Annotated in this window: 18 protein-coding genes; 11 read left to right on the top strand and 7 right to left on the bottom strand. The window is 38.8% G+C overall.

The genetic code is table 11. The annotated features are described in order from the left end of the window. Position 1 precedes the first annotated feature (1 nt). Positions 2-1,834 (top strand): mechanosensitive ion channel family protein, encoded by a 1,833-nt coding sequence (locus FM071_RS07245; RefSeq protein ID WP_193110217.1) that lies wholly within the window; start codon positions 2-4, stop codon positions 1,832-1,834. Here FM071_RS07245 and FM071_RS07240 read toward each other — a convergent pair. Genes FM071_RS07240 through FM071_RS07225 form a run of 4 tightly spaced genes read right to left on the bottom strand, consistent with a single transcriptional unit; the run spans position 1,804 to position 5,515 of the window. Beyond that, complete coding sequence (locus FM071_RS07240) at positions 1,804-2,319, bottom strand: phosphatidylglycerophosphatase A family protein (RefSeq protein WP_193110215.1); 516 nt, start codon at positions 2,317-2,319, stop codon at positions 1,804-1,806. The two genes, FM071_RS07245 and FM071_RS07240, sit on opposite strands and share 31 nt — an antisense overlap. A 14-nt stretch (positions 2,320-2,333) precedes the next feature. Next, entirely contained in the window at positions 2,334-3,524 is a 1,191-nt protein-coding gene (locus tag FM071_RS07235; protein ID WP_193110213.1) for a sulfate adenylyltransferase, read from the bottom strand. Next, entirely contained in the window at positions 3,502-4,389 is an 888-nt protein-coding gene (locus tag FM071_RS10815; RefSeq protein WP_193110211.1) for a response regulator, read from the bottom strand. The genes FM071_RS07235 and FM071_RS10815 overlap by 23 nt, the downstream gene beginning before the upstream one ends. A gap of 1 nt (position 4,390) precedes the next feature. Further along, complete coding sequence (locus tag FM071_RS07225) at positions 4,391-5,515, bottom strand: bifunctional 2-C-methyl-D-erythritol 4-phosphate cytidylyltransferase/2-C-methyl-D-erythritol 2,4-cyclodiphosphate synthase (RefSeq protein WP_193112051.1); 1,125 nt, start codon at positions 5,513-5,515, stop codon at positions 4,391-4,393. Positions 5,516-5,677: 162 nt separating this feature from the next. Here FM071_RS07225 and thiC point away from each other — a divergent pair, with 162 nt between their 5' ends. Further along, the gene (gene thiC, locus FM071_RS07220; protein ID WP_193110210.1) at positions 5,678-7,075 is read left to right on the top strand and encodes a phosphomethylpyrimidine synthase ThiC; all 1,398 of its coding nucleotides are present in this window, start codon (positions 5,678-5,680) and stop codon (positions 7,073-7,075) included. A 102-nt stretch (positions 7,076-7,177) separates the two neighbouring features. Next, positions 7,178-8,335 (top strand): Mrp/NBP35 family ATP-binding protein, encoded by a 1,158-nt coding sequence (locus tag FM071_RS07215; RefSeq protein WP_193110208.1) that lies wholly within the window; start codon positions 7,178-7,180, stop codon positions 8,333-8,335. A gap of 138 nt (positions 8,336-8,473) precedes the next feature. Here FM071_RS07215 and FM071_RS07210 read toward each other — a convergent pair whose 3' ends face one another. From FM071_RS07210 to FM071_RS07200, 3 genes are read right to left on the bottom strand one after another with little or no spacing between them, the layout of a single operon-like run. After that, a complete protein-coding gene (locus FM071_RS07210; RefSeq protein WP_193110206.1) occupies positions 8,474-10,321 on the bottom strand; it encodes a GGDEF domain-containing protein in 1,848 nt (615 codons plus the stop codon). Between the two features lie 18 nt (positions 10,322-10,339). Beyond that, a complete protein-coding gene (glmS, locus tag FM071_RS07205; protein WP_193110204.1) occupies positions 10,340-12,154 on the bottom strand; it encodes a glutamine--fructose-6-phosphate transaminase (isomerizing) in 1,815 nt (604 codons plus the stop codon). Positions 12,155-12,166: 12 nt separating this feature from the next. Then, positions 12,167-14,677 (bottom strand): [protein-PII] uridylyltransferase family protein, encoded by a 2,511-nt coding sequence (locus tag FM071_RS07200; RefSeq protein ID WP_193110202.1) that lies wholly within the window; start codon positions 14,675-14,677, stop codon positions 12,167-12,169. A 61-nt stretch (positions 14,678-14,738) separates the two neighbouring features. Between FM071_RS07200 and FM071_RS07195 the strand changes: the two genes are divergently transcribed. The 8 genes from FM071_RS07195 to FM071_RS07160 all read left to right on the top strand — a co-directional run bounded on the left by FM071_RS07195 (position 14,739) and on the right by FM071_RS07160 (position 24,136). After that, positions 14,739-15,026: a putative quinol monooxygenase gene (locus tag FM071_RS07195; protein ID WP_193110200.1), complete on the top strand. Its 288-nt coding sequence runs from the start codon at positions 14,739-14,741 to the stop codon at positions 15,024-15,026. Positions 15,027-15,028: 2 nt separating this feature from the next. Further along, a complete protein-coding gene (locus FM071_RS07190; RefSeq protein WP_193110199.1) occupies positions 15,029-16,204 on the top strand; it encodes a class II aldolase/adducin family protein in 1,176 nt (391 codons plus the stop codon). Positions 16,205-16,332: 128 nt separating this feature from the next. Next, positions 16,333-17,901: an autoinducer-2 kinase gene (lsrK, locus tag FM071_RS07185; protein ID WP_193110197.1), complete on the top strand. Its 1,569-nt coding sequence runs from the start codon at positions 16,333-16,335 to the stop codon at positions 17,899-17,901. Between the two features lie 130 nt (positions 17,902-18,031). Then, positions 18,032-19,069, top strand: a complete 1,038-nt coding sequence (mqnE, locus tag FM071_RS07180) for an aminofutalosine synthase MqnE (protein WP_193110195.1) — start codon at positions 18,032-18,034, stop codon at positions 19,067-19,069. Continuing rightward, on the top strand, positions 19,070-19,885 hold the full coding sequence (locus FM071_RS07175) for a glycosyltransferase family 2 protein (protein WP_193110193.1): 816 nt from the start codon (positions 19,070-19,072) through the stop codon (positions 19,883-19,885). 4 nt (positions 19,886-19,889) lie between these two features. Continuing rightward, positions 19,890-22,088 carry an STT3 domain-containing protein gene (locus FM071_RS07170; protein ID WP_226960514.1) on the top strand — a complete coding sequence of 733 codons (2,199 nt, stop codon included), beginning with the start codon at positions 19,890-19,892 and terminating at the stop codon, positions 22,086-22,088. 11 nt (positions 22,089-22,099) lie between these two features. Continuing rightward, positions 22,100-22,930, top strand: coding sequence for a UTP--glucose-1-phosphate uridylyltransferase GalU (gene galU / locus FM071_RS07165; RefSeq protein ID WP_193110192.1), 831 nt, complete (start codon positions 22,100-22,102; stop codon positions 22,928-22,930). Next, positions 22,931-24,136: a glucose-6-phosphate isomerase gene (locus tag FM071_RS07160; RefSeq protein WP_193110190.1), complete on the top strand. Its 1,206-nt coding sequence runs from the start codon at positions 22,931-22,933 to the stop codon at positions 24,134-24,136. Positions 24,137-24,178: the final 42 nt, after the last annotated feature.

The raw sequence follows: 24,178 nt of genomic DNA, 5'->3' as shown, positions 1-24,178 counted from the left end.
AATGCGTTATCTTTTTATTCTTTTCTTTTTTCTTTTTGGTCTTCATGCAAATGCGGATGTGAAATATTCACCATTCATAGATGAACAGATTAAGCTGACGTTGCAGATGACAGATGCCAACCTCACGCAAGAAGAGATTTCTGATCTGGTAGCCAAGCAAGAGGCTTCTTATGAAAAAGCACTCTATCGTGTGATGGCAAAAAAGAATGAATATATCAATGATAATAAAGATTACAGCGCAAAGATATATGCACTCAAAAAGATCATTGCCATCAACAAAAGAGCCGGTAATAGTTATGCCGTCAAACGGGATGAGGTGCAAATTCAGTCATATTTAATTGCAAAAAGCATGAATGAACTGCTTCGTGATGTTCTGATAGCTCTTGATTCTAAAGATATTGAAACATTTGAGAATAAATTGAATCAATACACGGCTGAGCATCAAAAAGAGTTTAGTCTTATTACAAAAAGAGACTATAAAGAGTTTTTAAATATTGCAGGAACAGCACCGGTGATACAAGCGCTAAGAAACAATGTACGGGAATATTATGCTCTGCAAGAGATAAATAATGACTTGATTTCGTATCTGTATCAGTATGATAAAAAGATGTATGGTTTGAACAAATTTTCGAAGTTTCATCTTGTTAATGTTGTTATTACTATCAGTTCTATAAATGCAGTCCATGCACTTGATACATTATTATCTACAGTAGGGCTGAGTGTAGTTAAGCTGATTATTATCATTAGTTTAATTATTATTATCTTCTTTATACGAAAACTTTTTTACTATGTTTTTGAAAGATATTTGATGCACAGCTATTATCTTCATGAATATGCAGAGGAAATCTTAAAACGAACACAACGTACCATTGATATTTTAATTATTGTCATCAATCTAAATATGATCGCCTATGTCTTCAATGACTTTAGCAGCAGCACACTGATATCAAGTTTTTTCAACATTCTTTATACGCTGATTATTACCTACTTTATCTATGTCGTTATCAATACTGTTGCACTTGTCAATTTGGAAAAATTTGCAAAAGATGCTTCGAGTGTAAAAGCGGAGCTTATCAATGTTGGGATAAAAATCGTTAACTTTTTTATCTTTCTTCTCGGATTTTTATTTACGCTTTACTTTGCCGGTGTTAATCTAACAGCACTCCTTTCTGGTCTTGGTATTGGTGGTTTTGCTGTAGCTTTTGCAGCCAAAGATACTATCTCTAACTTTTTTGGAACATTGGCTATTTTGGCCAGTGATGCTTTTTCTCAAGGTGATTGGGTTGAGATTAACGGCAAAGAAGGAACTGTAGTAGAAATTGGTCTGCGTGTGACGACATTGCGAACATTTGACAATGCACTTATTGCTATTCCTAACGGAACATTTGCTTCTGCTGACATCAAGAACTGGAATAAAAGAAAACTTGGACGTAGAATTAAGATGAGTATCGGTGTGAAGTATGATTCAAAAAGAGAAGATATAAAAAATGCGATTGTTGCCATAAGAGAGATGCTGCAAAACCATCCTGACATTGCAACTAAGGATACAAAATACGAACATATGGCTTATCAGCGTGGAAAAATCGCTAAACTTGTCTCTAAAGATGATCTAGAAGGTGTCAAAAGAACCTTGCTTGTTTTCCTTGATGAGTTCGCTGATTCGAGTATCAACATCTTAATCTATTGTTTTTCCAAGTCCGTAGTATGGGAAGAGTGGCTGCAGACGAAACAGGATGTAATGGAGAAGATTATGGAGATTTTAGAAGAGAACAACCTTGAATTTGCATTTCCTTCTCTCTCGATTTATGATGAAACTAAAGGTTGCAGCCAGTAGATCCATGCCTGCCAAATTGCAGCAGATAAAATACCTGCTGCAAAACCTGCGATGATGTCATCTCCCATAACACCAACTCCGCCTTTGGCCTCTCTGTCAATACGACCGATAATAGAAGGTTTTGTAATGTCAAAAGCCCGAAAGAGCACAAAAGAGAGCAGGGACTGTATCAAAAAACCGTTTTGCAGATCAAGCACCTGATTGAGTGCTACTGTTGTTGCAGGGGCAACACTGAGCGCAAACCACATTCCTGCAAGCTCATCGATGACGATTCGCTGATCGTCATGATTGCCGCTTTGTTCTTCATACTCATTAATGATTTTAATAGCAACGATGGAAATAAGTGAAGCCGCTAAAAAAAGTGTTGTAACGTCAAAATAGATAAGCAAAGCCATTCCAAGCGGTAAAGAAACCAATGTTCCCATAGTTCCTGGTGCTTTTGGTGAGAGGCCGCTATAACCGACAGTTAAAAAAAACCAATTCATATATTCTCGCTTTGTTATGTAAGTGATGTCGTTTGATAGAGTTTCATCAACTCAAGATAAAAATCTTTTTCGCTGTGCTCTTCCAAGAGACCTTTGACGGGAAAGGTGTCGTAGTAGAGTTTTTCTATATTTTTGAACCTGTTTGGAAAAAGTTTTGAAAGTAAAAAGGAACTGATCTCTTTTCTGATCAAAACGGCAGGAGGTAAAATTCCTGCCTCAAGAAGCTCGAGAATTGAGTCTGCATGGTAGGAGATCTGATGATGCTGTCCGTGAGGGCAGGTGTTCTTACTGACAAGTGTTTTACATTCATCACAGTAGACATATTCACTTGCAACGGTGATTTCAATGTCAATGCCCGTCACTCTGTCAATGATCGATTTGTTGGAGTTACAGTCATAAAACATGCCAAGACCTGCATGATTTCGCCCGATTGTCAATCTGTCACAGCCATAGTTTTTGGCGACAACGGCATCGATGATGATCTCGTTGTAACCGGCAAAGATATATGAGTTTTCAAGTCCGACGATAACAACTCTGTTTTTTGGTAAAAAGTTGTTTATGAAAAACTCAAGTGCCTCTTTACGGATTTCATAAGCAAGATTTGCACTGTCGTAGGGTTTAAGCAAAAATATGATGAGCATGTCCGTACTTTCAAGTGTCTGGCGTATCAGTCTTTCATGTGCACGATGCAGTGGATTTGCCCCCATGACCAAAGAAGTAACATGTTGTGCACCGATGAGTTCTTTGACCTCGGCTATCATTTTTTTGTTGGTGTTCTCTTGTTTGTTTATAATGGTATACTCACCGCTGAGCGCCCATTTTCCGATTCTTTTTATAGTGGCCATAACTCCGGGGTGGGAGAGGTCATCTGTTCCATAAATATGTTTTACACGTTCGTTTGGATCGATTTGAAAGATTTCATCGACAATGAGTGTCGCAAATTCTTCACCGTCACACAAAATAGTTACTTCTTCACCATGTTGCAATGAGCTGATAATTTCTTCATTTTTTTTGCCTGAAGGGGCTAATATGAAAGGGAAGGGAAAAGATTGGCCATTTATCAGGCCGGTTTTGAGAACCTCTTGGGATTCGGCTTCATTCATGAGTTTTGTGACGGGTGCTAGTAATCCGTCGTCTACAAGTTCAAGTGCTGAAGCGGCTTCTTTGTCTATTAAAAGGGTTTTATTTTTTCTTGACGATATCATATTTCTTACGTTTTTCCCATAAACTTTTACGGCTGATACCCAGTTTTTTGGAGAGCTCCGTATCTGGGTATTTATCTTGATAATTGAGAACTATAAACTTAACATAATCCTCAATAGGCAGTATCTCTCCTTTATCAAACACATTGTTCTCACTTTTGATTTCAATGACAGGATACGCCATATCTTCAAGTTTGTCACTGCTGAGAATGATGGCTTTTTTATCAGCTATAAGGTCACAAAAGAGCTTTTTATCAGATTTTTTGAGTGTTTGGTAGTCAATAATGTATATAATGACATTTTGGGCAAGGGACTCTATCTCGTTCATCGCCTTTGGATCGCTTAAAGAGATGAAGTGGATAGGAAGATTTTGTTTTTGTGCATATTCAAATGCAAAAGCATCGGCATATTTTTGAAAGTTCGATGAGACAAAAACAGGCAGTTCTATGTTTTCAAGGTCTTGACCGTGTTTTGCATTTGTAAAGCTGTGAGAGAGATACTTTTCATAAGCATCGTTTCTCTTTTTCAGTCTTTCATAATCTTGATAGTGGTCTATTTTCCTTACAAGCTCTTCTATCATGAAAGGTTTTAATATATAATCCTTTGCTCCGGCACTCAGTGGTTTGGAAACAGTGTCATTGGAGATATAAGAGACCATCAAGATAACGATGGAGTTCCTAAATGTCTCTATGACAGGGTTAAAGTCCTGTCCATTGATATTTGTCGAGAGGAGAACCACATCATAGTTCGTACTTCTTATGGCATCTTTTGTAGAGGTGCACATTTCACATGTATGACCAAGTTCACCTAATTTCGTTGCAATACTTTGCGCTAAATATACTTCGTTCTCTATAATTAATATCTTCATTTTATCCTATCGTTTTCCAGTTAAAATATTTTAAATTTGCATTGGCAATAACACCGACACCTTCACTTCTTCCAATAAAGCCGAGTCTTTCCGTTGTCGTCGCTTTTACATTCATACGTGAGGGGTCAATGTTTAAAATTGCGGCAAGTGTTGTTCTCATTGGCTGTTTATAGTCTGCTAAGCGTGGTGTTTGTGCTGCAATTGTAATGTCTGCATTGATGATGACAAAGCCGAAGTTGTGAAGCTTGGTAACGACTCTCTTGAGCAGTTCTTTTGAATCGGCGCCTTTGTATTGTGCATTATTATCAGGAAAGAGCATGCCAATGTCACCCATTCCAGCTGCTCCTAAAAGAGCGTCTATGAGAGCATGAATGGCTACATCACCGTCACTGTGAGCTTTAAAGCCAAAATCAGATTTGATTTCTACACCGCCGAGCCACATCTCACCTTTGTCATCAAAAGCGTGAACGTCAAATCCGTTTCCGCTTAGGATATCACTTGAGGGTGTATGCAGGCATGGTACTTTGTTGAGATCTTCGGCGTAGGTTATCTTATGGGCATCATCTTCGCCTGCAACAAACTTTCTTGTGCCTCCGTGTGCAACAATAGCACTGCTTTCATCTGTATATGTCTGATTGGTCTCAAGAGCGGCTTTGAGGACTGCTGTTTTTGAGAGTTGCGGTGTCTGGATTTTTTTTACTTTCTCTCTGTCTATTGTTTCTTTCTCATAAACGATGGTATCGGTCACATTGAGGTATGGAACAATGCAGTCAGCAGAGTCTTTGGCATCTATAATGCGTCCTAAGAGATCTTCGGAGATACAGGCACGTGCTATATCATTGACAAGTACGTAACTGTTTGAAACATGTTCGAGAGCATTTCGCAGTGATTCTTGGCGTGAGCTTCCGCCTGCAATAAATTCATATGAAGCATACTGCTGCATGAACTCTATCTCATCTGCTGCAGCAACGATAATGATTTGAGAGAAACGGTTTGTTTTTTCGAGTCTTTGTGCTACAAATTGCCACAAAGGTTGATGTCCGATACGCAGCCATTGCTTTTTGACATCCTGAGAAAAACGGCTTGAACTGCCGGCAGCAAGTAAAATAAGTGTCAAATCAGACAAAGAATCTCCAAAATCTAAAAGTGTTACGAAATTATACACATCAAAAGCTTTTTAAATCTTAAAGTGCATATGAGTTCTTTCAATATTCGCTTGACTTTATATTAGATTAACTTTATTTGATTATATTTCCATCATATAAGAATATTATTAGAGGAGAGACTTATGAGATCTTCATGGGTAAAAGAGCGCGAAAACGATTCTGTCAGAACACAGATGTATTACGCGAAACAAGGCATCATCACGCAAGAGATGGAGTATGTCGCAAAAGTAGAAGATTTGTCTCCTGAGCTCGTTCGTAGTGAAATAGCAAGAGGAAGATTGATTATACCGGCGAATGTAAACCACACTTCGTTGGAGCCAATGGCGATAGGAATCGCAAGTAAATGTAAGATAAATGCAAATATCGGCTCATCTGCAATCGCTTCAGATGTACAGGGTGAGATAGAAAAAGTACAGGTATCACAACATTATAAAGCAGATACGGCGATGGATCTTAGTACAGGCGGGGATCTGGATGAAATTAGAAAGGCGGTTATCGCCAACTCTAAGATTCCTATCGGAACAGTTCCTATCTATCAGATTTTACATGATGTGGGTAACAAGATTGAAGATTTGACGATTGAAGTTATGTTGGAAGTTTTGGAACGTCAAGCAAAACAGGGTGTTTCGTACTTTACTATTCATGCAGGCTTCTTACTTGAAACTATGCCTAAAGTTGCAAAACGCAAGATGGGTATCGTTTCTCGCGGTGGGTCTTTAATGGCTGCGTGGATGATGCACTACCATAGAGAAAATCCTTTCTATACTGCTTTTGATGATATCTTGGATATCTGTGCAAAGTATGATGTCTCTCTTTCACTTGGAGATTCACTTCGTCCGGGTTGTCTTGCAGATGCATCTGATGATGCACAGCTTGGTGAACTGAAAGTTCTTGGCGAATTGACACTCAGAGCGTGGGAGAAAAATGTTCAGGTTATGATCGAAGGACCGGGTCACGTTCCTTTAAATCAGATCGAGCGTAATATGAAGATTCAAAGAGAACTTTGCCATGAAGCTCCTTTTTATATTCTTGGACCGTTAGTTACCGATATTGCCGCAGGGTACGACCATATCTCAAGTGCTATCGGTGCAGCTGTGGGTGGATGGCACGGTGCGAGTATGTTATGCTATGTAACACCAAAAGAGCACTTGGGACTGCCAAATGCAGATGACGTACGTGAAGGTATCATTGCCTATAAAATAGCTGCTCACGCAGCAGATATTGCCCGTGGTCGTAAAGGTGCACGTGATGTCGATGATGCAATGAGTGATGCACGTTATAGTTTTGACTGGGAAAAACAGTTCGAACTTGCACTTGACAGTGAAAGGGCGCGTGAATATCATGATGAAACACTTCCTCAGGATGTATTTAAAGAGGCAGAGTTCTGTTCTATGTGCGGACCGAAATTCTGTTCTTATAAAATTACACAGGAGATCATGGACAATCCGGAAGCAATCGCTCAAATAGCAGCGGATGCAAAAGAAAAAGAAGCTGAAGAAGAGGCAGCTCTTTTAGCTTAAAAAGTTTTTAGAAGAAATTGATTTAAAATAAGACAATATTTGTCTTATTTAGATATGATACACTTTGAAAATGAAAAATTTTAGAAAAAGGAAAAACTTAGAATGACTGAAGAAATTGTAAAATCAGCACTTTCAAAAGTTATGTATCCAGGTTTCACCAAGGATATCGTAACATTTGGTTTTGTTAAAGATATAGTTATAAACGGTAAAGATGTAAGCTTCACGGTTGATATCACTTCATCAGCTCCCGAAGTGGCAGCACAGATCGTTGAAGAGGCAGAAAAAGAGTTACAACTTGCAGGTGCAGGTAAGGTAATGGTAAATATTAAAGCTCCGGTAATGCCGAGAGAATCTTCTTCTCACGGTAAGAATATTGCACCGCAGATTAAAAACTTTTTGATGGTGAGTTCAGGTAAAGGTGGTGTCGGAAAATCGACTACATCAGTGAATATCGCTATTGCACTTGCACAGCAAGGAAAAAAAGTGGGACTTTTAGACGCAGATATCTATGGTCCGAATGTTCCTCGTATGCTCGGTATATCTGATGTGAAACCTGAAGTAAACGGCAATAAAGTGCTTCCTATCAAAGCCTATGGTATAGAAGTTATGTCAATGGGTTCACTGATGGAAGAGGGACAATCTCTTATCTGGCGTGGTGCTATGATCATGAAAGCTATCGAGCAGTTCTTGCGTGATATTTTATGGTCAGAGTTGGATGTACTTGTTATTGATATGCCACCGGGAACTGGTGATGCACAATTGACACTTGCTCAGTCTGTACCGGTAACAGCAGGTCTTACAGTTACAACACCACAGGGTGTTTCTCTTGATGATTCACGCCGTTCATTAGATATGTTTAAAAAGCTTAATATTCCAATTGCCGGAATCATTGAGAATATGAGTGGATTCATCGCACCAGATACGGGTGTTGAGTATGATATCTTTGGAAAAGGAACTTCTGAGCCTATGGCAAAAGAGTTCGATACTGAAGTTATTGCTGAAATTCCAATCGAGCCTGCAATCAGGACAGGTGGAGATGAAGGAAAACCTATCACTTTCGTAGCACCGACCTCAGAGTCAGCAAAACGCTATATGAAAGCGGCAGAGTCCATTTGGAAGACCATTGAAGAGATCAATGCGAACGGTGGTGTGGATAATGAAGCAGTTCAGCCTACAACACCTCCAGGTGTATCTGCATGTTCAACAGGTGGGGCTTCTTCGGCACCGCAAAGCAGTGGCGGCGGATGTGGCTGCAGCTAAGCAAAGATTACAATAGCAGCGCACTCTCTGCGTTGCTTCCTCTTCATGTACTAAAGTACACTTCATCGTCAGCGCCTTGACATTGCACTACTCTTGTAACTTTGCAAATGCAAGAGTTATAACAACTACTTTTTCCCTCTATCTTAAATTATCGTTTTGTGACATTTCCGGTTGATACTCTATAATTTTGTTTCGTCCAGTTGTTTTGGCTACATAGAGTGCGGTATCTGCTAGTTTAATGCACTGCCAGATGCTGTCACAGTCTTCTGGAAAGAGTGAGATCCCTATGCTGAGTGTTTTTTGGATGCTTTTGTCATTGCCGACATCGAAATTTAGTGCGGCAAAGCCTTCGCTGATAACTTTTGCAACGCGGAGAGCTCCTTCTTTACTTGCATTATGTAAAAGTATAACGAACTCTTCACCACCATAACGAATAGCGAGATCAGCTTCTCGGACACTCTCACGAATAACTTTTCCAAGTTGTGTGATGACCGCATCGCCGATATCATGGCCATAGGTGTCATTTACTTTTTTAAAAAAATCGATATCGAGCATTAAAACTGCATAGGTCTCCTCTGTACGTTGGGCCTGTTTGACAAATTTGTCAATATACTGTTCTAAAAATCTTCTGTTGTAGAGTCCTGTCATTGGATCTGTAAGGGATGTCTCACGCAGTTTGTCAGTGAGAATTCTACTCTCTATGACAGGTTTTGCAGCCTCAAGATAATTTTTTATACTTGGAATATCTTTGTTTATTTTTGCAATATCTGTTTCTTCCTTGCTTGTTATGGAAATTATCAAAGCATATTCATCATTAATATCAAAAGGAATGCATACATATTCGAGGTTTTCACAAGAACACTCTTGGCAGAGATTGATGAATTCCGTCGAAATAATATCTGATTTTGTTCTATATGAACGACAGAGCATAGCATCACTATCAACTTCAGATGCACATATGCTTTTCCCTTCTGAAATGTAAATAAGTTCACGACTGTTCTTTTGTATATTTACTTCATACAATGCAAAGTGTTTAAAAGAAAATTTATACTTTAAGGTATCGACAATCCTTTTATAAACCAGCTCTTTAGAATCATCAAGCTCAATTGTTTTTTTGAATTTATAGATATCTGAGAGTTCATTGATGATAGTTTTGGCTTCGTAAAGAGGGTCATTGGAAGAGACACAGCCTTGAGGTATAAACGTAGCAAGATTATGTTTTATGTCACCAAAAGTCTCCTGCATTTTTCTAAAGAGCGTATTGAGTTGTTGTGTAATCGTTTTTGCATCACCTTCAACTTTGGTTTCAAAGATATGCGTAAAATCACCCCGATATGCTTTTTTAATCCCTGTTTGCATATTGGTAAAAAGTGTCATATACGGTGATACATAATAGTTGATTAAAAAGAGTGCAATAATAATAAAAATGAGATTGATACCTAGAATTTTAAGGATTGTCAGCATACCGTCATTTCTCATATGTGTTATATCAAATTCCATACTGACAGCACCGAGTGTGTCACCATCTTTGACATTATGGCAGTTGAGGCAGTTTGGTGTACCCGTTGATGTTGCATTATATGGTATAGAAATACGGAGTGTGATACCTTGTGCATTCTCTTGAATGGTTTGTACTGTCTTTCCTGTACGTAGAACATCTTTGTCTAGAACATCACGAATGGTTTCATTTTTAAAACCTTCACCGAATTGTTTTTTGACCTTGTCTGAGCGGATGATCCAAAGTGCTTTTATATCAGAATGGTTTGTATAGATCTGGTTTAAAAAGTAATCACGTTTATCCATGATACCATTAACCATATGTGCCGTTAAGCCGTCTTTTACAATACTTGCCGTTGCAGTTGCTTTTTCCGTAGCACTTTTAATGCTGTATTCTCTAAAGTTAAGAGATATGTTGACAATGGTCGCAATACCAAGGCCAACGAGCATAAGCGCTACGATAAGGAGAAGTTTTATTTTACTGTTCATATGGGTTTGATTCCTCTATTATTCTACTGTGACCGATTTTGCTAGGTTTCTCGGCATATCGACATCATTGCCAAGCCGTACTGAGATCTCTAATGAAAGCAGTTGTACAGCAACCATCATCTCAAAAAATTCGAGCATATAATCTTTTTGGTTCTTTGTTTCTATAAAATCATCTGCTTTATCAAACTCTATGGGACTGATAGCACAGATAGTGGAATCACGTGCACTGAGTTCTTCGACATTAGATCTTGACTTTTCATACAATAGATGCTCAGGAAGCAGGGCGATTGTAAAAAGTTCCGGATCAGCCAAAGCAATAGGACCATGCTTCATTTCACCGCTTGGATATCCCTCTGCGTGAAGGTAAGAAATCTCTTTAAGTTTGAGTGCACCTTCAAGAGCCAGAGGAAAGAAGATATCACGGCCAATAAAGAAAAATCCATGTCCATGGAGGTAGCGTTTTGAGAGTCTTTTGATGCGTTCATGCATACTCTCTTCAACTTTTACACATGCCGGAATGCTTCGCAGAAGTTCAAGCTGTTTTTCAATAGATTCTTGCATGAGGGACTGCTTTAACTGAGCCAAGTAGAGTGAGAGCATCCAAAAAACAGTTACCTGTGTTGCAAAAGCTTTTGTTGAAGCCACACCTTTTTCAACACCTGCCCGCGTTAATATAGTCGCATCTGCCAGACGCACCATAGAAGAGTTGTCGACGTTACAGATGACAAGTGTTTTAAGACCTGCATTCTTTGCCATTTTGAGTGTTTCAAGTGTATCGGCAGTTTCACCGCTTTGGGAGATAACGACAAAGAGCGTGTCTGCTGTCATGATAGGCTCACGGTAACGAAATTCCGAAGCAATCTCTACAGATGTTTTTACTTTTGAATAACGTTCAAACATATACGAAGCTGTCAGTGCTGCATGGTAGGATGTTCCGCAAGCACAGAGTTTTATCTCATTGATGCCGTCAAAAAGCTGAGAATCGAGCTCTTCGAAGATTACCTCTTTCTCAGTAACACGTCCGAGCAGGGTATCAGCAATAACACTGCTTTGCTCATAGATCTCTTTTTCCATAAAGAAGCGGTAGCCGTCTTTCTGCGCAGAAAGTTTATTGGTGTCAAGCTTTACAAAACGAGGCTCTTTTTTCTTGCCGTTTTTATCATAAATAACGATCTCTTCAGAAGAGACATAACCATAGTCACCATCTTCAAAGTAGTTCACCTCTGTAGCATGTCCGATGAGCGGTGTATCAGAAGATGCAAAATATTTTTCATTTTCATCATTGATGCCGACAAGCATCGGTGAACCCTGTTTTGCAAAAAAAATTTTGTCTTTTTCACCTTTTGTAACCAACAAGATAGCATAGGCACCTTCAAGTTCTGAGATGGTTTTTTTAAAGGCTTCAAGTGTATTTGTGGAGTTTTTGAGATTTTTTTCAAACTGATGAACGATGACCTCTGTATCTGTCTGACTTAAAAAAGTGACACCGTCATTTACAAGCTCTTTTTTCAGTTCTGCATAGTTTTCGATGATACCGTTATGCACGACATAAGAATTTTGTCCTACGTGAGGATGGGCATTGAGTTCAGTCGGCTTTCCGTGAGTGGCCCAGCGTGTATGCCCGATGCCTACGGCAAATTTATCTGTTGTGAAATCTTTGGTCTTTTCTTCAAGGTTGACAAGTTTCCCCGTCGCTTTAAAACTGTTGAATACTCCGTTACTTAAAACAGCGATACCTGCAGAATCATAGCCACGGTATTCAAGTTCTTTAAGACCTTCAAGTAAGATCTCTTTTGTATTTTTTTGACCGATGTAACCAACTATTCCGCACATATAAAAAGCCTTTTATTCTTCATTCGATAAAGTTTCATAAATTTTTTGGATATTATCGCATATTTTGTTTTGTTTTTCCATTAAGAAGCTGTCTCGCACCTTATGTTTGCTTGAATGAATTTTTGCCGTGACAATATTGATCTGCATCTCTTCAAATCTGTACATGACGTATGCAAGCAGTCCCATCTGGTTTTGTGTATGGATGGTAAGTTCGGCGTGTGTCTTTGAATGCTCGCAGTCTATGTTTATCTCTTCTTTTTTTATTTTGACTTTTTTGAGTGGGACTTCACGGTCCATGTCAAAAGCATTGTCAATGATATCTTGTACTTCAACAAGTTCATTTCCGTGAACATTTTTTATAAAATCTATTTTGAAGTATTTTACTCCGTCAAAGAGAGTAAAGATCTCCATAGAAGCAACGTCAAGATGAGAGAGTGAAGCAAGAAGATAGCCGATGTTCAGAGGAATTCGTCTATATATCTCTATTGTCAGGGAGTTTGTATTTTTGGTTGTGAAACTATATTCACCGGTCTCTCTCGCTTTTTTGGCAATATTGAGAATATCCTGCGGTGAGTGTTTGAAAAAGAAGAGGTTGGACTCGACTGTGAGAATCTTTTTCTGCATGAGTTTTGAGAGTTCTCTAAATTCAGGAAGGTTTTTTACTCTTCTCTCAATGATAAGACGTTTTTTCGCATCGGTGATGCGTTCGGTATTTTCAGCGATCTCTAAAGCGCTCATGTAAAGATCATACAGGAGTTTTGAGTTAAAAGAGTTATAAGTATCACCGCCTACACCTTTGATGTCGGCATACGTGAGGATGTAGAGGAGCTTTAGATTCTTAGTATCACCTACTTTTGACATAAATTTATAAAGCGTCTTTTCATTGTGAATATTCTCTTTAAAAGCGACATTACTCATCAGTACATGTTGTTTGACAAGTGTAACAGCACGTTCTGTCAGCTCTTGAGACAAGCCGATGTGTTTTGCAAATTGGGCAATAAGTTTCGCGCCAACCTCACTGTGATCTTGTTTTCGTCCTTTGCCGCTGTCATGAAAAAAGACAACAATCTTCAAGAGCAGTTTTTCATTATCGCTTAGTTCTTCAAAAAGTTCTGCAATAAAAGATTCTTCGATATTTTCCAAAGCATGAACGCATTCAATAGAGTGCAGGTCAACAGGATAGTGGTGGTATCCGTCAAATTGGGGCAAATGCATTACCTTTCTGAAGTTTGGAAAAAGTTCTTGAAGTATCCCTGCATTGTAAAAAAGCTTCAAAAAGGAGCTTATGTGCTTTTTGTTTAAAAACTTTTTAAGCCTTTGATATGTTTTTGCCGTAAGAGGATGGGGAATCTTTGTATAGGTAAATTGATTTAAAAAACCTGCATCAAATCGATAATCTTTATCTTCCAAATTGATTAAAATATCCAATAGAGATGCAATTGGCAGCGGTTTTAGATTGAACGATGCAAAGAGTCTCTCTTCTAAGAGATAGATACCTTTTTGGATACGGTTATGTCTGAACTTTTTAATATAGCTCTTTTCAACAATAAACGGCCGCACCATTTTCTTAACAAAGATCTGCGTGAAGTTATTGATGCGCCATCCGGCTTGAAGGACTTTGGATGCGAATCGTTGCTGGTTTCTAAACCCCAGCATTTTACTTGTTTGTGGAATATGTTCAAGGAGCAGTCTGTCCTCTTGTTTGCCTGTGATGAGATGCAGAGCACTTCGGACGCGATAAAGCAGTTCCAAAGCAACACGGAACTCTTTGTACTCTTCATCGGAAAAGATGATTCCTGATAGCTCTTTAATAGAACTGACACCATAAATGGTATTGGCTATCCAAAAAATAAGTTGTGCATCACGCAATCCTCCGACACCTTCTTTAATGTTTGGCTGCATCGACATCGGGTATTTCTTTCGACGCAGTTGTGCCTCTTCAACCTTAGCCAAAATGAACTCTTTTTGATTGTGTGAGCGAATCTTTGCCAGCTCTCTTTGTGTTGCATGCCAAATAAAAGGTGAGCCGGTGATAAGACGTGCTTCCATTAAAGAGGTGCGAATGGTGATGTCTTCATTGGCTGCCTTGTAAAGGTCTGTGACTTCATGCACTCTGTGACCGAGCTTCATACCGGCATCGAGTGCCAGATAGAAAAGCTTTTCTATGATAAGCTCGGCATTGTATCCTTCGATCTTTTCATAAGCGATGAGAAGATCGATGTCACTGTGAACACAGAGCTGCTCACGACCATAGCTGCCAAGTGCAATAATAGCTATTGGAATCTGAGAGCGCATAGGCAGGAAGTTTCCAAAAAGCCTTCGCAGTACTGTTTTGTACATCAGTGTGATGATGCTGTCAAGCTGTTTTGTGTGTTTGACTAAAAAATCTTTTCCCTGATTTTTTTTAAAAAGTTCAGGAAGCGACTCTTTGTACTCTTTTATATATTGCTTAAAAAGTTTTGAGAGTTCAAAGTCCGAGCCGTTGTTTTCTATAATATCTTCAATGCGTAATAATAAGTCCATTTATTATTCTATAAAGTTTTTGATATAATCTGGCTTTAAAACATTTTTACGGGGAAATTTAATGACAATCACAAAAAGAGTGACATTTATTGCAAAAGAGGGATGTGAAGCAAAGATGAAAGAGCTGCTTGCAGCTATGGTAAAACCGAGCAAAGCAGAACAGGGATGTATTTTTTACGAGATATTTCAGTATGAGAACAATAGAAGAAAATTTATGGCAGTAGAGACGTGGGAAAATGAGGCTACTCTTGATGGACATAAAGCTTCTGCTCACTATGCAGTTTATAAATCGAGCTATGAGCCATACTGTGAGAAAAAATATACAGATGAACTAGAAGTATTGGGGTAGGCATGGATAATTTATACAGCGACAGTGAAGCGGCAAAGTGCAAGAGTAATCTGGACCTGCGTGTCTATACTTCCAACCTTTTAGGTTCCAATGATGAACTTGTCCTTCACGGCGGGGGCAATACCTCTGTAAAAGGAGATATAGACGGCATTGATGTCCTGCATGTGAAAGGGAGCGGCTGGAATCTGGCTGACATCAAAGCAGAAGGATTTGCACCGGTACGATTGGATGCACTTTTAGAGATGGCAAAAGAAGAGTCATTAAGTGATTCTGAGATGGTAGCACGTCAAAAAGAGGCGATGATGAACTCCTCAGCGCCAAATCCTTCTGTAGAAGCGATACTCCATGCCCTGATTCCGTACAAATTCGTAGATCATACGCATGCCGATGCCATTGTGACCATCTCAAACACTATCAACGGTGATGAGCATATTGTCAAGCTTTTTCCAAACTTTTTGATCGTTGATTATGTTATGCCAGGCTTTGAATTGGCACATAAAATCTATGAGCTGACTAAAAATATGAACTGGGATGAGATAGAGGGTATAATCTTGCATAATCATGGAATATTTACCTTTGATGACGATGCAAAAAAATCTTATACAAAAATGATAGATGCCGTCACAAAAGCAGAGCAGTTTTTGGATGAAAATGCAACTGTAGAGATCGTGCATAAGTATGTTCACAGTGACTGTGATATAGGCCGTGTTGTCAATACAATGGGTGCATATAAAGGTCATGAAGTCCATATCGCCATTAACCAGACGCCGCTTGCTGCCTTTTATGCAAGTCAGCCAAATCTGAGAGAATTTGCCTCACGCGGAGTACTGACACCGGAGCATATCATTCGTACCAAGAGAGTGCCGCTTATTATGGAAGATACGGATCTTATTGGCGGTATTGAGAGATATATTAAAGCATATACAGAGTATTTCAACAAGTACGCCACTGATGAGGTAATGCTCAATCCCGCACCGAATTACATGATTATTAAAAATCTGGCCGTCGTCAGTTTTGGAAAGTCGCGTGAGGAAGCAAAGATTATTTATGACATAGTTGAACATACAATGCTAGCAGTACTTCGGGCAGATAAACTCGGCGGCTATAAAAGCATAAGTGAGAAAGATAGTTTTGCGATGGAGTACTGGGAACTAGAACAGGCGAAATTGAAAAAGTAAAAAGATTTACAAGAAAAAGCCGCTTCGCAAGAGCTTCATTTTACAGGACAAATCCTCCCTACGGTCTGAGCCTATAAAATAAACCTCTTGCAAAGCTATAAATGTGGAAATCAAAAGTGAAATATGAGATGAAACAACAATACTTACTGGCAATAGATGCAGGAACGGGCTCTGTCCGTGCTGTGATTTTTGATACCGAAGGCAATCAGATAGCTGTTGCACAACAAGAGTGGATGCATCTTGAAGAAGCGGGTGTACCGGATTCTATGAGCTTTGATTTTCATAATAATTGGAAACTTACCTGTGAAGTGATTGCTTACGCAGTTAAAAAGGCAGAGATTGACCCTGATGATATTGCGGCATTGAGTGCAACAAGCATGCGTGAGGGAATTGTTCTTTATGATAAAGATGGACGTGAGCTATGGGGTGTGGCAAATGTTGACGCTAGAGCTTCTGAAGAAGTTAAATATCTTAAAGAGAAGTTTCCTGAGATAGAAGAGCAGTTTTATGAAACAAGCGGACAGACCTTTGCGTTAGGCGCATTGCCGCGTCTTTTGTGGTTGAAAAACAATCGACCTGAAATCTATGAAAAAGTAGCACATATTTCTATGATTGGTGATTGGATCTTGGCAAAACTCTCTGGTGTCATTGTCGTTGATCCGAGCAATGCCGGAACGACCGGAATATTTTCACTCGCCTCACGCAAGTGGGATATTTCTATGGCGCAAAAAGTGGGCATTAAAGATGATATTTTTGTACCGGTTTATGAGACAGGAACAGTTATTGGCAATGTCACACAAGAAGCAGCGCAAGCGACAGGACTAAGCAGCCTCACGCAGGTAGTGATGGGTGGCGGTGATGTACAGCTTGGTTCTACCGGACTTGGTGTAGTGAAAGAGGGTGATGTCGCTGTGCTTGGCGGTTCGTTTTGGCAGCAGGTAGTCAACATCAAAAGTGATGTTAAACCACCCAAAGATATGAGTGTGCGTGTCAATCCACATGTCATTGAAGGGCTCTCTCAGGCTGAGGGCATTACATTTTTCAGCGGTCTTGTGATGCGCTGGTTTCGTGATGCTTTTTGTGCACTTGAAAAGCAAGAAGCACATGAGCAGGGATGTGATGTTTATGAAATTTTAGAAGAAAAAGCGAAAGCTGTACCGGCTGGTTCTTATGAAATATTGCCGATTTTTTCTGACTCTATGAAGTATGGCAAATGGTATCACGCAGCTCCGAGTTTTTTAAATCTTGGACTTGAGAGTGAAAAATACAATACTATCTCAATGTTTCGAGCACTGGAAGAAAATGCTGCCATTGTCTCTAGTATAAATCTTGAAAAGATAGAAGCGTTTAGCGGTGTGAAGATAAAAGAGCTTGTTTTTGCAGGCGGAGCAAGTAAGGGTGCATTGTGGTCGCAGATATTAGCTGATGTGACAGGATGCAGTGTTAAAATTCCAAAGGTGCGTGAGGCAACGGCTCTCGGAGCAGCGATGGCGGCAGGTGTAGGAGCCGGTATCTATGAAAGTTTGGAAGATGCGGCTAAGAAGCTGGTTGTTTGGGAAAAAACTTACTTGCCAAATGCAAAGAACAAAAAAGTTTATGATGGGCTAAAAGAGAAGTGGCAAAAAGCATATGAAGTGCAATTAAAGCTAGTTGATGATAATATCACGACTTCAATGTGGAAAGCTCCAGGACTTTAATCCGGAGCTGGCCGATTTTTTATAAAATATTTTAGAGAGAGCAAATCCTCCCTTTGGTCTGAGTCTCTCCAAAACATTTTCTAAAAAATCTATAATAGCCAAGAGTACAATAAACAAGAGAGAAATAATTATGAGTAAAAGAATAAATTTTGAAGATGCAGTGAAACTATATGATGCAGATTTTTTTGAACTTGGTGCAATGGCGGATGCCAAACGTCAGGAACTTCACGGTAAAAAGACCTACTTTAATATCAATCGCCATATAAATCCTACAAATGTCTGTGCAGATGTCTGTAAATTCTGTGCTTACTCGGCAACACGTAAAAATCCGAATCAGTATACGATGAGTCATGAAGAGATTATGAGGATTGTTGATGAAATTGTCGGGCATAACGCAAAAGAAGTGCATATCGTCTCTGCACATAATCCTAATGTTACACTCGATTGGTATTTGGAGATTTTTAAAAAGATAAAAGAGAAATACCCTGATCTGCATGTAAAAGCTTTGACGGCTGCCGAGGTGGATTTTCTTTCACGCCATCATGGGCTTAGCTATGATGAAGTGCTTGACCTTATGGTAGAAAACGGCGTAGACTCCATGCCGGGCGGCGGTGCTGAGATATTTGACGAGAAGGTGCGTGATTATATCTGCAAGGGAAAAGTGACGTCAGATCAGTGGTTTGAGATTCACAGAAAGTGGCATGAACGCGGGAAAAAGTCCAATGTTACAATGCTTTTTGGACATGTTGAGTCGCGTGAGAATAGAATTGACCATATGATGCGAATACGTGAGCTGCAGAATATTACAGGTGGATTTAATGCTTTTATTCCTCTTGTGTATCAAACGGAAAATAATTATTTGAAAATTGAAAAAGCAATTACGGCAAATGAGATACTCAAAACCTATGCAATTTCTCGCTTAGTGCTTGACAATGTACCAAATATTAAAGCCTACTGGGTGACTTCAACGGTCAATCTCGCTCTTGTCGCGCAGGAGTTTGGTGCGAATGATTTGGACGGTACGATTGAAAAAGAGTCCATAAACTCTGCAGCGGGCGCAAAAAGTGCCAACGGTGTCGATGTAGAAGAGTTTACCGCCCTCATCAAAAACAGCGGCTTTATTCCGGTTGAACGTGACAGTATCTATAATGAGATAAAGGTCTGGTAGTTGGATATAACGGTTGTGATTCCAACGTATAACCGCTATGCCTTTTTACGTAGAGCTCTAGAGTCTGTATTTTCGCAGAGCTATTTAGCAAAAGAGGTTATTGTCATTGATGACGGCTCTTCTGATGAGACTTCAAAGATTCAAAATGACTTTCCAACTATAAAATATATCTATCAAGAAAATTCCGGGGTATCTGCTGCTCGCAATCGCGGCATAAATGAGGCAGGAAATGAGTGGATAGCCTTTTTAGATTCTGATGATACCTGGCATAAAGAGAAGTTGCGTGAGCAAGCGAACTTTCATAAACAAAATCCGGATATTTTGATGAGTTACACAGATGAGGTTTGGATACGAAATGGTAAAGAGATAAAACTACCAAAAAAATATTGTAAAATTGGATGTGATGCTTTTTTGGAAAATCTTTCTTATTGCAATATCGCTCCATCTTCAGTCCTGATACATAAAAAAATTTTTGAACAGATCGGTTTTTTTGATGAAGATTTAGAGGTTTGTGAAGATTATGACTTATGGCTGCGTATAGCATCGAAACACAAAATAGGCTATATCCCTCACAAGTTAATAAATAAATATGCAGGTCACACCGATCAGCTTAGTTTTAAACATTGGGGCATGGATAGATGGCGGGTTGGAACGCTTGAAAAATTGCTATCTGGGCTTGAAAATAGAGAAAGAAAAGAGCAGATAAAAGAAGAACTCATAAAAAAATATACTTTGTTATACAAAGGTGCTCGTAAATATGATAAAATACAAGAGATTCAATTATATGAAAACAAATTAGAACAACTGAAGGGTTGAAAACTTGCTAAACAGTGCCTCGTCTGATAATAAAAAAACACTCATCTATATTCTTATTGCCTTTACTTTTTCCGTCGCTATGCGTCTTATCTGGGTTTACCAGTTCGCTGATTATGCACCGTTTCATTATAACGGTCAGTTTATGATAAATACCAATGACGGCTATATCTGGGCTGAAGGAGCCAGAGACTTGCTCTCGGGTACCGATACAAATCCCGATGCAAAAGAATACTTTGATAAGTTTCACCAGTTTAACGATCTCTCTCCAGTAACCTCTGCGGCTTCACAGCTTACTGCTTTTTTTGCCAAGATACTGCCTTTTTCTTTTGAGACAATTATCTTTTATCTGCCGGTGGTACTTGGTTCACTGGTTGTTGTGCCTATTATTTTGATTGCCAAAGATCTCAAAAATCTTGAAATGGGCTTCATCGCTGCACTTTTTGCTTCAATTGCGTGGAGTTATTATAACCGTACAATGGCAGGATATTATGATACCGATATGCTTAATATCGTTCTGCCTGTGTTTCTACTCTGGTCTATCATCTGGGCGATAGATACAAAAAAAGATATCTTTTTACTTATTACCGCCATAGATATTCTTATCTATCGCTGGTGGTATCCGCAGAGTTATTCGTTAGAGTTTTCATTTTTTGGTTTGATTCTTGCCTATACTTTGATATTTGACAGAAAGAGCGGTTACAGTTATAAACTGTTGGCCATTATGATGCTCGCAATGATGAATATTGACGGTTTTATTCGCTTGGGCATTGTCCTTGCCGTTTTTTATACTTTTAAGCAGGAAAAATATGATAAATATCTTTTTTATATTCTAGGTGCTGCCGTAATAGGATTTTTATTCTCTGGTGGACTTGAGCCTATTTGGCTACAACTCAAAGGGTATGTTTTTAGAAACAATGTGAGCAGCGAGACAAAAGGTTTGGGACTGCACTTTTTTACCGTTATGCAGACAGTGCGTGAAGCGGGTAAAATTCCGTTTGAGACCTTTGCAAACCGTATAAGCGGAAGTGAGACTGTTTTTGTTCTCTCTTTATTTGGATATATCTATCTGCTCTATAAAAAGCCAATTATGCTCTTTTCACTGCCGCTTGCAGGACTGGGATTTTTAGCGTATGTCGGCGGGCTTCGTTTTACTATTTATGCTGTGCCTGTTTTGGCTTTTGGTATTGCATTTATTATCACTGAGATTGCGCAGAAGTTTATAGAACAGATTGGTGTGCAGGGTGCTCAGGCTAATCGTATCAGATTTTTGCTGATGACTATTCTTACATTGGGCATTCTCTATCCAAACTATAAACATATTGAGGCCTATAAGGTGCCGACCGTTTTTACAGCGGATGAAGTAAAGGTTTTGGATGAACTCGGCAAAAAAGCAAATAGAAATGATTATGTCGTCTCTTGGTGGGATTACGGTTATCCTATTCGCTTTTATGCAGATGTAAAAACGTTAGTAGATGGTGGAAAACACAGCGGTAGTGTGAATTTTCCAGTCAGTTTTATGCTCACGCAGCCACAAGTCGAAGCAGCGAAAATGGCACGCCTTGATGTGGAGTACACAGAAAAAACATATACATTTCAAAAAGAACATAAAAAAGAGATACAAGATAAGAATCTGACAATCTTTTCAAATATTGAACAGATGACAAAAGATTATGGATTTACGAATACAAATGAGTTCTTAAAGAGCTTGAATTCGGACATAAAGTTACCAAAGAAAACAAGAGATGTCTATTTCTATCTGCCTTTTAGAATGGTTAATATCTATCCGACTGTGACACTTTTTTCAAATCTTAACCTTATGAATGGTGCTCAGAAAAAACAGCCTTTTTTCTTTGTAAGCCGAAACTTTAGGGATGACGGAAAAAGAATTCAGTTGGGAGCTAATATTTTCTTAGATAAAAGAAACCTCATGCTTACATTGGGCAATAAAACAGTGCCGATTCGACGCTTTGTAAGAACATACTATGACAAAAGCATGCATCTGCATAAAGATGTACAGCTGGTTAATTTTACATCTGATATCAATGTCATCTATATGTCAAATTACAACACTTTTTTGATTGTAGATGAAAATACATACAATTCGACTTATATTCAATTGATGGTGTTGGAAAATTATGACAAAAGTCTTTTTGAACCGGTGATACTCTCTCCGAGTGCAAAAGTTTATAAGTTGAAAATTTAAAGGATCTTAGAGTGCGCACAACTATAACAAAATGTCTTTTCCCCGCAGCAGGATACGGGACACGCTTTCTTCCGGCTACAAAAGCCATACCAAAAGAGATGCTGCCGGTTCTTACAAAACCGCTTTTACAATACGGTGTAGAAGAAGCAATAGAAGCAGGACTGCATACCATGGCAATAGTGACAGGAAGAGGGAAACGAGCTATTGAAGATCATTTTGACATATCTTATGAACTCGAACATCAGATAAAAGGTACTGCAAAAGAAGAGTACCTCACGCAGATTCGAAATGTCATTAACGGCTGTACTTTTTCTTACACACGCCAAATAGAGATGAAGGGTTTGGGGCATGCTATACTAACAGGGGAAACGCTTATAGGTGAAGAGCCTTTTGCCGTTATACTTGCTGATGATTTGTGTGATAATGCTGAGAGAGGTGTACTTTCTCAAATGGTAGAACTTTACAAAGAATATAAATGCTGTATTGTTGCAGTAGAGGAGATACCCAAAGAAGATACTAATAAATATGGTGTTATAGCGGGTGAACCTTTCAATGATAATCTTGTAAGAGTTTATAATATGGTGGAAAAACCAGAACCAAAAGATGCACCTTCAAATCTTGCTATCATCGGCCGCTATATCTTAACACCGGAGATCTTTGATGTGCTGCGTGAGACAAAGCCTGGCAAAGGCGGAGAGATTCAAATAACTGATGCCTTGTTACAACTTGCAAAAGAGGGGCAAGTACTTGCGTATAAATTCAAAGGCAGACGTTTTGACTGTGGAAGTGTAGATGGTTTTGTAGAAGCTACGAACTATTTTTATGGCAAGAGTGGTAAATAAATGCAATACACCCACAATTTTAATCCAACTATATCTGATGAAGATATCTTTAGTGAAATAGTCCGGGAAAAAGAAGATATTGGGTACTATAATCTTCCATTTCAAGATACTGCACCGTTGAAAGAGTATGCAAAAAGTGTTAAACAATCAAACATCGTTGTTATCGGTATAGGTGGAAGTACACTGGGAACATATGCTATCTACAAGTACCTAAAACATTCACGCAAGCTGGATAAAAAACTCATTTTTCTTGAGACGACAGACCCTATTGACATTCAATCAAAGATTCAGAGCATTGATCTTCAAGATACGCTTTTTATTGTCATCTCCAAATCCGGCACAACTGTTGAAACTGTTTCTATCTTTAAGTATATAAATTCACTTGTAGTATGCGATAAAACAAATACCGTCATCGTCACAGAAAATGATTCCAAACTCAACAGATATGCGCAGATAAATGGCATGCAAGTATTTGAGATACCTAAAAATGTAGGTGGGCGATTTTCTGTTTTTTCAGCAGTTGGACTGCTACCGCTTGCCATAGTCGGTATAGATATTGATGAACTTTTAAAAGGAGCGAAAAAACTGCATGATGCTTTTTTTATTAAAAAAGATGATGTACAAGAGAGACTTCTGAAAAAAGCCAGATTCTTAGTAGAGTACAAAAATAGTTTCAACATCAATGTCGTTTTTTCATACTCTTCCCGTCTAGAGGGTTTTAACAAATGGTACATTCAACTTTGGGGAGAAAGTCTCGGTAAAATAGATATAAATAACACAAGACAAGGTCTTACACCTATTGGCATCATAGGCCCAATAGACCAACACTCATTTCTTCAACTCATCATTGAAGGCAGACGTGATAAAACAGTAACCGTCATAAAAGTAGAAAACTTTGATAATGACTTGAAAATCCCTGCTATTACCTTAGAAGGTTTAGAAGAGTTAGACTATCTCAACGACTTGGAGTTTTCATCACTCATAAAAAGTCAGGCAGATGCAACCATAGAAGCCATTCAAAACCTAAATGATATTCCTTGTGATGTTATAACCATAGATGGAGTCTGTGAGAGTGCGATTGCATCACTTATGTATGAGTATGAACTTCTTACATCTCTATGCGGAAAGTTTATGTATATAAACACATATGACCAACCTGGAGTTGAAAGTGGTAAAATCATATTAAAAAAGAAATTACAATCATAAAATATTAAATTTTATTGTATACTGTCTTTCAATTAAAAAAAG

This window comes from Sulfurimonas paralvinellae (genome assembly GCF_014905135.1).
Taxonomy (GTDB): Bacteria; Campylobacterota; Campylobacteria; order Campylobacterales; family Sulfurimonadaceae; genus Sulfurimonas; species Sulfurimonas paralvinellae.
The sequence above is the reverse complement of the archived record's forward strand: the minus strand, read 5'-3'. Positions and strand labels throughout refer to the sequence as shown.